Genomic DNA, 11,674 nt, shown 5'->3' on the forward strand with positions numbered 1-11,674 from the left:
TGGTGTGGGGGCATTGGTCGCCGATGCCCCAGTCGCGCCCTTCCACCCACAAGGAGTTCCCCATGCCCGCACCCAGAATCGCCGTGCTCGTCGGCAGCCTGCGCAAGGCCTCGATCAACCGCCGTCTGGCCAACGCCCTCGAACGTCTCGCCGCCGACCGTGCGACGTTCGTGCACGTGGAGATCGGCGACCTGCCGCTCTACAACCAGGACGATGACGACGCACCCTCGGCGCAGGTCGTGCGCCTGCGCGATACGGTGCGCGGCGCCGACGCGGTGCTGTTCGTCACGCCCGAGTACAACCGCTCGGTGCCCGGTGTACTGAAGAACGCGATCGACCACGGCTCGCGGCCCTACGGCCAGAGCGTGTGGGCAGGCAAGCCGGCCGGCGTTCTCGGGGCCTCGATCGGCAGCATCGGCTCGGCGCTCGCCCAGCAGCACCTGCGCAACATCCTCGCCTACCTGGACATGCCGACCCTGGGCCAGCCCGAGGTCTTCCTGCACGCCAAGGACGGCGTCTTCGACGACGACGGCGGCTTTGGCAAGGCCAGCCGCGATTTCATGCAGGGCTGGCTGGAGGCCTATCTAACATGGATCGCACAGCACGGCGGATCGATGCGCGATTAGGCGACGCGATGCGGCATGTCGTTCGTCGGCGCGCGTGGGCACCAGACCACCCGCGTCGCGACCTGCTCTAGGCGCAGCCGGCTCGCCGCGCCTAGGGGGCGCGCTCAGCCGCCCTTGCTCTCCAGCGAATACCCGAACTGCTGCCGGAACTGCAGCGAGAACTCCTCGTAGTCGAAGCGCTGGTTCTGGGTGCCGGGATGCTCGACCTTCAGCGCGCCCATCAGGTTGCCGATGCGGCCGATGGTGAGCCAGTCGTAGCCCTTGTCGATGCCGAACAGCAGGCCGGCGCGGAACGCGTCGCCGCAGCCTGTCGGGTCGGTGACGCGGCGCTCGTGGGCTGGCGGCACGTCGTGGGTCTGGCCCTCGGCATGGATCACCACACCCTTGGGGCCCCGCGTGCAGATGTAGGCGCGCACCTTGCCGGCGATGACCTTCTCGTCCCAGCCGGTCCGTTCCTGCAGCAGGTTGGACTCGTAGTCGTTGACGATCACGTAGTCGGCCAGCTCGATGAACTGGCGCAACTCGTCACCGTTGAACAGGGGCATTGCCTGGCCCGGATCGAAGACGAACGGGGTGCCGGCCTCGGAAAACTCGCGCGCGTTCTGCAGCATGCCTTCGCGGCCGTCGGGGCCGACCAGGCCGATGGTCACGCCGGGCACGTCCTTCACGTGGTTCTCGTGGCTGCGCATCATCGCGCCGGGATGGAACGCGGTGATCTGGTTGTTGTCGTGATCGGTGGTGATGAACGCCTGGGGCGTGAACAACTCAGGGATCTCGCGCACGTAGTCGAGCGTAATGCCCAGCTCGGTGAACCATTCGCGATAGGGGCCGAAATCCTGGCCCACGGTGCCCATCGGAATCGGGTTGCCGCCGAGCAATTTCAGGTTGTAGGCAATGTTGCCCGCGCAGCCACCGAACTCGCGGCGCATGCGCGGAACCAGGAACGAGACGTTCAGGATGTGCACTTTGTCCGGAAGGATGTGGTTCTTGAACTGGTCCGGAAACACCATGATGGTGTCGTAGGCCAGGGAACCGCAGATCAATGCAGACATCGCATGCAACTCGTCGTCGTCGAAAGGCCGGTTAGTTTACGTTAACCCGGTGCGCGCCGGGCCGCGTGCGGGCCGCTCAGGGCGCGGCGCAGGCTGGCCGAGCCGCGGGCCCGAGCCCTGCGGGCGGGCCACCCGGGGCGTCTGGTCGGGGGCATTGCAGGGCGTTCGGGGCGCCGCGGGCACCGGCTTTTTTGCTAGGCTAGCGCGCTTGTGTCGCCCCCTCTGACGGACGCCCTTTTCCGATGTTCAAGAAGTTCCGCGGCCTGTTTTCCAACGACCTGTCCATCGACCTGGGCACCGCCAACACGCTGATCTTCGTCCGCGGCCAGGGCATCGTGCTCAACGAGCCGTCGGTCGTGGCCGTGCGCCAGGACCGGACCGCCGGCCAGAAGGTCGTCGCGGCGGTCGGCGCCGAGGCCAAGCAGATGCTGGGCCGGACGCCGGGCAACATCACCACGCATCGCCCGATGAAGGACGGCGTCATCGCCGACTTCACGTACACCGAGGAGATGCTCAAGCACTTCATCAAGAAAGTGCACAAGTCGCGCTTCCTGCGTCCCAGCCCCCGCGTGCTGATCTGCGTGCCGGCCGGCTCGACCCAGGTCGAGAAGCGTGCGATCAAGGATTCGGCGCTCGAGGCCGGTGCCCGCGAGGTCTCGCTGATCGAAGAGCCGATGGCCGCGGCGATCGGTGCCGGCATGCCGGTCACCGAGGCGCGCGGCTCGATGGTGGTCGACGTCGGCGGCGGGACCACCGAGGTCGCGGTCATCGCGCTCAATGGCATCGTCTATTCGCAGTCGGCCCGCATCGGCGGCGACCGGTTCGACGAGTCGATCATCAACTACGTGCGCCGCAACCACGGCATGCTGATCGGCGATGCGACCGCCGAGCGGATCAAGCTCGAGATCGGCTGCGCCTACCAGCAGGAGCCCGTGGTCGAGATCGAGGTCTCGGGCCGGCATCTGGCCGAGGGCGTGCCCAAGGTCATCACGATCAGCTCCAACGAGGTGCTCGACGCGCTGCGCGAGCCGCTGTCGGGCATCGTCGAAGCGGTCAAGCAGGCGCTTGAGCAGACGCCGCCCGAGCTGTGCGCCGACGTCGCCGAGCGCGGCATCGTGCTGACCGGCGGCGGCGCGCTGCTGCGCGACCTCGACCGTTTGATCAGCGAGGCCACCGGCCTGCACGTGCAGGTCGCCGAGGACCCGCTGACCTGCGTCGCCCGGGGCGGCGGCCGTGCGCTGGAACTGCTGGACTTGCACGGCAACGAGTTCTTCGCGGACTGACCGCGCGCGGCGCCATCGGCATGTCTTCGGTCGAGGGCAGCGCGTTCCGTCCTCGCGGCAGGCATGAGGGGCCCGCCCCGCCGTCCGCCCGGTCCCTGGTCGCTGGCGTCCCGCTGCCGCGGGACTGATGATCGACTTCCATCAGGACAACACGCCCGATGTCGTCTTCCAGCTCACCGGCTCCCCGATCTGGCGACGTGTCCGGCACGCTGCGGCTGCTGGCCTATCTGGCGCTGTCGTGCGTGCTGATCGTCATGGACCACCGCGGCAGCTGGCTGTCTGAGGCCAGGCACCAGGCGGCGATCATCGTCCAGCCGTTATGGTGGCTGGCCGGCCTGCCGTCGCGGCTGGGCACGAGCATGCGCAACGATGCGGCGACCCGCGCCCAGTTGGCCGAGGACAACCGCCGGTTGCGCAACGAACTGCTGGTGCTCAACGCCCGCCAGGCCCGGCTGCGGGTCGAGGCGACCGAGAATGCCCGCCTGCGCCGGCTGCTGGGCGCGGTCGGGCAGGGCAATCTGGACGTGCAGCTGGCGCCGGTCCTCGATGTCGACCAGGATCCGACGCGGCAGCGGCTGCTGCTCGATGCCGGCACCCGCAACGGCGTGCGCACCGGGCAGAGCGTCATCGACGCCGGCGGTCTGCTCGGCCAGGTCATCGCGACGACGTCCGCCACTGCGACCGTGCTGTTGGTGACCGATCTCGAACATGCGGTGCCGGTGGTCGTGGCGCGTAATGGCGTGCGCCTGGTCGCCTACGGCAGCGGGCATCCCGATGCGCTGCTGCTGCGCAACGTCCCGTTGTCGGCCGATGTCCAGGTCGGCGACGCGATGGTGACCTCGGGCCTGGGTGGCCGGTTCCCGCCGGGGTTCCCGGTCGGCACGATCGCCTCGCTCGAGCCTGACGACAGCCGCGCGTTCCTGATCGGGCGCCTGACGCCGGCTGCGCAGTTCGACCGCGGGCGCGACGTGTTGCTGCTGCGCGACGAAGTCGTGCCGGTGACCACCGCCGATCTGGACGCGGCGGCGGCCGAGCGCGAGGCGGCATTGCGCGCCAGGGCGGAGGCCGCCGCTGCTGCCGAGGCCACCGCAGGCGGTGCGCAGACTGGCGCGGGCGACGCCGCCGCTGCGACGCCGGCCGCGACCGAACCGACACCGCCGGTCTCGGGGCCGATGCCATGATCCGCCGTCGCAAGCCCTGGTTGCTGCCGGTGAGCCTGTTGGCGGCGCTGCTGCTCGGCCTGTTGCCGCTGCCGACCGGCCTGCAGCCGCTGCGCCCGTTCTGGCTGGCGCTGGTGATCGCCTATTGGGTGATCGAGGACCCCGACCGCGCTGGCCTGGGCCTGGCGTTCTGCATCGGTCTGATCGCCGATCTCGCGTTCGGTGGCCTGCTGGGCGAGCAGGCCCTGCGGCTGGTGGTGATGAGCTTCATCCTGCAGCGCTTCCGCTCGCAGTTGCGCTTCTTCCCGGTCGCCCAGCAGGCGGCGGCGGTCGGCGGCCTGCTGCTCAACGACCGCATTGTCAGTGCTGCGATCCACGGCGCGCTGGGCCTGCCGCAACTGCCATGGACGTACTGGATCGCGCCGCTGCTGGGCATGCTGCTGTGGGCGCCGCTGTACCTGGTCATGGACGCACTGCGCTTCGGGCGCCGGACGTAGCGGCACGTGGCCGGGCGTCGTCGTTCGAATGTGCGCAACAACGCCGCCGAGGCGGCTGCGTTCGCGCGTCGCGCGCTGCTGGGGTTTGCCCTGGTCGTGGTCGCGCTCGCGGTGCTGGCCGGCTGGTACTTCAAACTGCAGGTGATCGACCACGAGGTCTACGCCAAGCGCTCGGAGGCCAACCGCATCAAGCCGCGTCCGGTGGTGCCCGGTCGCGGGCTGATCTACGACCGGCAAGGCCGCATTCTGGCCAGCAACGAGCAGGCCTACCGGCTCGATGTCACCCCCGAAGAGGCCGGCGATCCCCGGCATCTGGTCGCCGAGCTGTCGCGCATCATCGCGCTGTCGCCCGACGACATCGCGCGCTTCGAGCGCGAGCGCAAGGCGCAGCGTTCGTTCCGGCCGGTGACGCTGAAGCTGCGCATCAGCGAGGACGAGATGGCGCGTTTCGCGATCGACCGCTGGCGCTTCCCTGGCGTTGAGGTCGTGCCCTATCTCAACCGGCACTACCCCTACGGCGACCTGTTCGCGCACGTGATCGGTTATGTCGGCCGCACCGACGATAGCGACATCGAGCGCTACGGCCAGGCGCATCTGTTGTTCCCGCAGACCGGGCGGACCGGACTGGAGCGCTACTACGACGAGCAGTTGCGCGGCAAGATCGGCTACGAACAGGTCGAGACCAACGTGGAGGGGCGCGCGCTGCGCCGGCTGGGCCTGGTGCCGGCGACCGCGGGCACCGACCTGCGGCTGAGCATCGATGCCGACCTGCAGCGCGCGATGGTGCTCGCCTTCGGCGGACTGCACGGCTCGGCGGTCGCGGTCGAGCCCAAGACCGGCCTGATCCTGGGCATGGTCAGCCTGCCGAGCTTCGACCCCAATCTGTTCGTCAACGGCATTTCGCATACCGACTACCGCCGGCTGATGGACGACCCGGCGCGGCCGTTGTTCAACCGCAACGTCCTGGGCGGCGGCCCGCCAGGCTCGACGGTCAAGCCCCTGGTCGCGCTCGCCGGCCTCGACAGTGGCCTGCGCACGCCCGAGCACCGGGTGTTTTCCACCGGCGAGTTCTTCATCCCGGGCCAGCGGCGCGGCTACCGCGACGCGGGACGCGGCGGCGGCTGGACCGACCTGCGCGACTCGATCTCCCGTTCGATCAACTATTACTACTACCAACTCGCCTACGAGATGGGCATCGAGCGGTTCGACCAGTACATGACGCGCTACGGCTTCGGCCAGCCGACCGGGATCGACCTGCTCGGCGAGAACGCCGGCGTGGTGCCGTCGCCGCGCTACAAGGCCCAGCGCAGCAAGGAGCCTTGGTATGCCGGCGAAACCGTCATCGCGGGTATCGGTCAGGGCTACTGGATCGCGACTGCGCTGCAGCTGGCGCGCGGCACCGCGGCGATCGCCAATGGCGGCACGTTGAACACGCTGCACCTGGCCGCCGAGCGGCGAGACGGCTTCGATGCGCCGTGGCGAGCGATCGCACGCCCGGCCGGCGAGCGCATCACCGAACGCCCCGACCACCTGCGCGCCGTCCAGGAGGGGATGATGAATACGATCCACGGGCGCGGCTCGGCGACCGCGATGGCGCGCGGCGCGCAGTACCGCATGGCCGGCAAGACCGGCACCGCGCAGCGCGTAAGCCGCCGCGGCAATGCCAGCCTCGATCCGCGCGCGCTGCCCTACCACCTGCGCCACCAGGCCTTGTTCGTCGGCTATGCGCCGGCCGAGGATCCGACCATCGCCGTTGCGGTGATCGTCGAGCATGGCGGCTATGGCGGCACCGCGGCCGCGCCGATCGCGCGCCGGATCTTCGACGCTTGGCTGCTGGGCGAGATGCCCGAGGTCGAGGTGGACCCGGCGACAGGCGTGCCGGCTGCGGTCGCCGCCGCCGGCCAGGGGGCGGCGCTGGCGCGCGAGGTCTCCTTCGACGGCGTGATCGACGGCGTGCGCACGGTCCCGCCAGCGGCGGTCGCGGCGCCGGCGCGTGCGGAGGCGCCGCGATGAAGATCATCCTGCGCTGGCTGCTGGATCTGTGGCTGCGCTTCAGCCGGACGCTCGATTGGCCGTTGCTGGCGGCGCTGGCGGCGCTGATGGGCATCGGCCTGGCGGTGCTGCACAGCGCCAGCGGCAAGAACATGGGGATGGTCGGGTCCCAGGCCGGGCGCTACGCCGTGGGCCTGGCGGCGATGTGGCTGCTGTCGCGGATTCCGGCCGTGCAGCTTCGACGCTTCACGCCGCTGGCCTATGCCGCATCGCTGCTGCCGCTGATCGCGGTGCTGTTCGTGGGCACCGGCCGCAGCGGCCAGCACTGGCTCAACCTGGGCGTGTTCTATGTGCAGCCGGCCGAGTTGATGAAGCTCTCGCTGCCGATGATGGCCGCCTGGTGGCTGGGACAGCAGCCCACGCCGCCGCGGCTGGGCGCGATCGCGGTCGCGGCCGCGATCATCGGCCTGCCCACCGGCCTGGTGCTGCTGCAGCCCGATCTGGGGACCGCGGTGCTGGTCGCCTCGGGCGGCGCATTCGCGCTGTATCTCGCGGGCCTGTCGTGGTGGTGGTTCGTCGGTGGTGCTGCCGTCGCCGCGGTGGGCGCGCCCGCGGCCTGGTTCTGGTATCTGCAGCCCTACCAGAAGGACCGCATTCTGACCTTCCTCGACCCCGAGTCCGATCCTCTGGGAACGGGCTGGAACATCATCCAGTCCCGGATCGCCATCGGCTCGGGCGGCCTGACCGGGCAGGGCTGGGGCGATGGCTCGCAGTCCCATCTCAACTATGTGCCCGAGCACACGACCGACTTCGTGTTCGCGGTGCTCAGCGAGGAATTCGGCTGGCTGGGCGTCGTGGTCGTGCTGGCGCTCTACCTGTTCGTGATCGCCCGGTGCCTGTGGATCGCCAGCCAGGCGCGCGACGGCTTCTCGCGGCTGCTGGTCGGCAGCCTGGGCCTGGCGATGTCGGTCTACGTGGTCGTCAACGGCGGCATGATCTCGGGCCTGTTGCCGGTGGTCGGGGTGCCGATGCCGCTGCTCAGTTTCGGCGGGACCGCGGCGGTGTCGCTGCTTGCGGGCTTCGGCGTGGTGATGGCGGTGCAGGCGAGTGGCCTCCGGCGTCGCTGACCGCGTCACAACGATGACGGCGGTGCAGTGTTGGCGTTGCGTGCACGCGTGCTACCCTCGCCGCCGATGAGCCGACGCCCGTTCTTCCGACTCTCCCTGGCCGCGCTGCCGCTCGCACTGGCGGCATGCGCGACGCCTGCCAATCACGCCGAAGCCCAGGCCGACGACTACCGCGCGATCACGCCGCTGGCCGAGCCTGGACGCCCGGAGGGCGCGCTGCTGCCCTCGGTGCCGCAGCCGCCGGAACGACCGGCCGCGCCGCCGTCGGTGACCGATCCGGCGATCGCGCGCGCGCAACGCGTGGAGAATTTCGTCGATTACACGGCGACGACCTACGGAATCGATCCTGCGCACATCCGCGCCACACTGGCGCAGGCGCAGGTCCAGCAGAAGATCCTCGATGCGATCAGCCGCCCCGCCGAGGCCGTGCGGCCCTGGCGCGATTACCGGCCGATCTTCATCAACCCGGCGCGCATCGATGGCGGCGTGGCGTTCTATCGCGACAACCGCGAGGCGCTCGAGCGTGTCGCCGCCGACAGCGGCGTGCCGGCCGAGTACATCGTCGCGATCATCGGTGTGGAAACCAGCTACGGCCGCGTGACCGGCAGCTGGAAAGTGCTCGACGCGCTCTACACCCTGGCGTTCGATTACCCGCCGCGCGCGCCGTTCTTCGCCGGCGAGCTGGCGCAGTTGTTCGCGCTGCAGAAGGCCGAGCCGCAGCTGGCGATCGGCGAGCTCAAGGGCAGCTATGCCGGCGCGATGGGCATGGGCCAGTTCATGCCGTCGAGCTATCGGCTGTGGGCCAAGGACGGCGATGGCGACGGTCGCCGCGACCTGCTGACCCACAAGCCCGACGTGTTCGCCTCGATCGCCAACTACTTCGTCGTCCACGGCTGGCAGCGTGGCGGGCCGGTGGTCGCGCGCGCGCAGCGCGCCGACGGCGCCGCCGACTTCAAGCCCGAGAACTGGGAGCCGGTGTATCCGCTGGCCGACCTTGCCGCGCGCGGCTACACGCCACGTCCTGGCGAGCCCACCGCCGAGGGCGGCACGCTGCTGTCGCTGGAAGGCGAGGCGGGCAGCGAGTACTGGCTGGCGTATCGCAATTTCTACGTGATCACCCGCTACAACCGCTCGCCGATGTACTCGCTCTCGGTGCACCAGCTGGCCCAGGCGATCCGGGCGGGGGTCGGCCCGTGATCCGCTGGCTGCTGCCGGCGGCCGCACTGCTGATGCTCGCCGGCTGCGCGGGCGCGCCCAAGAAGCCGGCGGCCGCCTCCGGCGGCGAACGCGTCGCAGCGCCGGTTGCCGGGTCGTCCGGACACGGCGCGCGCCGGGTTTCGCCCTACGCGCCGGCGCAGGAAGACCCCCGGACCCGCGGGCACTACACCGCAGGCGGCCTCTACCGGCCCGGCGTCCCCGACAGCCTGCCCGACTACCTGCCCAACGTCGATGCGATTCCCGAGCCGGAGGTCGTCGACCTCCCGCGTTCTCAGATCGGCAACCGCAGCCCCTACCAGGTGCTCGGCAAGACCTACCGCGTACTCGACGACCACAGCGAGTTCGTCGAGACCGGGACCGCCTCGTACTACGGCGCCAAGTTCCACGGCCGGCTGACCTCCAACCGCGAGGTCTACGACATGTACGCGTTCACCGCGGCGCACAAGTCGCTGCCGCTGCCCAGTTTCGCGCGCGTGACCAACCTCGACACCGGGCAGTCGGTGGTGGTGCGGGTCAACGACCGCGGTCCGTTCCACGACGGCCGCGTCGTCGACCTCAGCTATGCCGCCGCGGTCAAGATCGGGATCCATCCGGCCGGCACCGGCCGGGTCGAAGTCCGCGCGCTGAGTCCGGGCGAGAACGCCCGGCACGATTACCGCGCCGTCGCGCAGGCATCGCCGACCGCCGCGCCTAACGCCTCGGTCGCCGCGGCCGCGCCGCGCCCGGCGGCGAGCACGATCGATGCCATCGTCGAGGCGCTGCCGATCGCCAGCGCGCGCGCCGGCGAGCGCCCCGCGCCACTGCCGCAGCCCAGCGCGGCGGACGGGCGGTTCAACATGTACCAGAACGGCAAGGTCATGACCGCCGACGATTTCGATGCCTGGCTCGCCGCCCGCGGGCTCAAGCTCGAGAACGGGCGTCAGGTCCCGATCAATGGCGCCGTCGCGGCCGCGACTGTTCCCGCAGCGGTGCCGGTCCCGGTCGCCGCTGCCCCGAAACCTGCGCCCACGCCCACGCCCACGTATCCGACTGCGGCGCCGGTGTCGGGTGGCGTTACGCTGCAGGTCGCCGCGTTCGGCGCCCGGGCCAATGCCGAACGTGCGCTCGCCACGCTGCGCGGCGCCGGCATCGGCGCAGCCCAGCTCGAGGACGGTACCGCCGCCGGCAAGCCGGTCTGGCGTCTGCGCGTCGGTCCGGTCGAAGCTGCGCGCGTCGCCGAGATGACCTCGCGCGTCGCCGGGCTGGGCTTTGGCGCGCCGACCGTCGTGCGCGACTGACGTTTTTCTTCCCATTTTTCCGCCGGCCCTCGCGGCGGGCATTCCGGAGTTCCGTTGCAGATGAAAGTGCCTGTCGTCGTTTCGCGCATGTTGCTGGCCGCCATGGCCACCGCGGTGGTCGGCCTTGCGGTCGCCCAGGACCCCGCGCCGCGGCCGACACCCGCACCGGCGCCTGCGCCGGCCGCCGCCGCCCAGGGCGGCGCTGCACTCAGCGATGCGCTGCCCACACCCCCGCCGCCGGAGGTGACCGGCACGGCCTGGGTGTTGATGGACTACGCGACCGGCCAGGTGTTGGCCGGCGAGAATGCCGACCAGCGCGTGGAGCCTGCCAGCATCACCAAGGTGATGACCAGCTACGTGATCGCCGCCGAGATGGCGGCCGGCAAGGTCAAGCCGGACGACCAGGTGCTGATGAGCGAGAACGCCTGGCGCAAGGGCGGCGCCGGCACCGACGGCAGCTACAGCGGCTTCCCGGTGAACCAGACCGCACCGCTGCTGGATATGGAGATCGGCATGGTCGTGCAGTCCGGCAACGACGCCGCGATTGCGCTGGCCGAACACGTGGCCGGCAGCGAGGAGGCGTTCGCACAGCTGATGAACGCCTATGCCGAACGCATCGGCATGAAGAACACCCACTTCACCAATGCCACCGGCCTGTCCGGTCCTGAGCATTACTCGACCGCGCACGACCTGGCGATCCTGGGCCGCGCGATGGTGCGCGACTATCCCAAGGAGTATGCGCACAACAAGATCAAGGAATTCACGGTCGGGCCGATCACTCAGCACAATCGCAACCGGCTGCTGTGGCGCGACGACAGCGTGGACGGGATCAAGACCGGCCACCATTCCGGCGCCGGCTACTGCCTGATGGCCTCGGCGCTGCGCGGCGACCAGCGGCTGATCTCGGTCGTCATGGGCTCCAGCAGCGAGGCCCAGCGCGCCACCGATTCGCTGGCGCTGCTCAACTGGGGCTTCCGCTTCTTCGAAACCCACGCGGTCTACGACGGCCAGAAGGCGGTGTCGACGCAGAAGGTCTGGAAAGGCAAGGCCGACGAGGTGCAGTTGGGCGTGGCCGAGCCGATGCTGGTCAGTATGCCGCGCGGCAAGTACGCGCAGCTCAAGCCATCGATGGACATCCCCGAGACCCTGGTCGCGCCGATCGAGAAGGGCCAGCAAATCGGCACCGTGCGCGTCGTCCTCGACGGCAAGGTCATTGCGGAGCGTCCCCTGGTCGCGCTCGAGGCGGTCGAGGAGGCCGGCTTCTTCAAGCGGCTGTGGCACGAATTTCTGATGTGGTGGAACTCCTGAGTCCACGCGTCACCGAAAAGGCCGGCACATGCCGGCCTTTTCTTGTTTCGAAACCGGGTAGAGCCGGGGTTCGGAACCGGGGGGGGGGGGTGAAAAAAATGAGGCGGGAAAAGAAGGACACACCCCGTGTTGTT

10 protein-coding genes are annotated in these 11,674 nt (G+C 69.9%); 9 read left to right on the forward strand and 1 reads right to left on the reverse strand.

The window, feature by feature from the left end; translation table 11 throughout:
• Window positions 1–62: 62 nt before the first annotated feature.
• Window positions 63–626: an NAD(P)H-dependent oxidoreductase gene (locus ABE505_RS01330; protein ID WP_346442789.1), complete on the forward strand. Its 564-nt coding sequence runs from the start codon at window positions 63–65 to the stop codon at window positions 624–626.
• Window positions 627–730: 104 nt separating this feature from the next.
• Here the strand turns inward: ABE505_RS01330 and ABE505_RS01335 are convergent, their stop codons facing one another.
• On the reverse strand, window positions 731–1,678 hold the full coding sequence (locus ABE505_RS01335) for a carbohydrate kinase family protein (protein ID WP_346442790.1): 948 nt from the start codon (window positions 1,676–1,678) through the stop codon (window positions 731–733).
• A gap of 242 nt (window positions 1,679–1,920) precedes the next feature.
• Between ABE505_RS01335 and ABE505_RS01340 the strand changes: the two genes are divergently transcribed.
• The 8 genes from ABE505_RS01340 (at window position 1,921) to ABE505_RS01375 (ending at window position 11,540) form a co-directional block, all read left to right on the forward strand.
• Window positions 1,921–2,961, forward strand: a complete 1,041-nt coding sequence (locus tag ABE505_RS01340; protein ID WP_183427806.1) for a rod shape-determining protein — start codon at window positions 1,921–1,923, stop codon at window positions 2,959–2,961.
• A gap of 158 nt (window positions 2,962–3,119) precedes the next feature.
• Window positions 3,120–4,142, forward strand: a complete 1,023-nt coding sequence (gene mreC / locus ABE505_RS01345) for a rod shape-determining protein MreC (RefSeq protein ID WP_346442793.1) — start codon at window positions 3,120–3,122, stop codon at window positions 4,140–4,142.
• The gene (gene mreD, locus ABE505_RS01350; RefSeq protein WP_346442795.1) at window positions 4,139–4,618 is read left to right on the forward strand and encodes a rod shape-determining protein MreD; all 480 of its coding nucleotides are present in this window, start codon (window positions 4,139–4,141) and stop codon (window positions 4,616–4,618) included. Before mreC ends, mreD begins: the two co-directional genes overlap by 4 nt.
• Before the next feature lie 6 nt (window positions 4,619–4,624).
• On the forward strand, window positions 4,625–6,631 hold the full coding sequence (mrdA, locus tag ABE505_RS01355; RefSeq protein ID WP_346442796.1) for a penicillin-binding protein 2: 2,007 nt from the start codon (window positions 4,625–4,627) through the stop codon (window positions 6,629–6,631).
• Window positions 6,628–7,737: a rod shape-determining protein RodA gene (gene rodA, locus ABE505_RS01360; RefSeq protein WP_346442798.1), complete on the forward strand. Its 1,110-nt coding sequence runs from the start codon at window positions 6,628–6,630 to the stop codon at window positions 7,735–7,737. The genes mrdA and rodA overlap by 4 nt, the downstream gene beginning before the upstream one ends.
• 66 nt (window positions 7,738–7,803) lie before the next feature.
• Window positions 7,804–8,934 (forward strand): lytic murein transglycosylase B, encoded by a 1,131-nt coding sequence (gene mltB / locus ABE505_RS01365; protein ID WP_346442800.1) that lies wholly within the window; start codon window positions 7,804–7,806, stop codon window positions 8,932–8,934.
• Window positions 8,935–8,966: 32 nt separating this feature from the next.
• Window positions 8,967–10,232 (forward strand): septal ring lytic transglycosylase RlpA family protein, encoded by a 1,266-nt coding sequence (locus ABE505_RS01370; RefSeq protein WP_346442873.1) that lies wholly within the window; start codon window positions 8,967–8,969, stop codon window positions 10,230–10,232.
• 87 nt (window positions 10,233–10,319) lie between these two features.
• Window positions 10,320–11,540, forward strand: a complete 1,221-nt coding sequence (locus ABE505_RS01375) for a D-alanyl-D-alanine carboxypeptidase family protein (RefSeq protein ID WP_346442875.1) — start codon at window positions 10,320–10,322, stop codon at window positions 11,538–11,540.
• Window positions 11,541–11,674 lie beyond the last annotated feature (134 nt).

Source organism: Luteimonas sp. TWI382 (assembly GCF_039674545.1).
Taxonomy (GTDB): domain Bacteria; phylum Pseudomonadota; class Gammaproteobacteria; order Xanthomonadales; family Xanthomonadaceae; genus Luteimonas.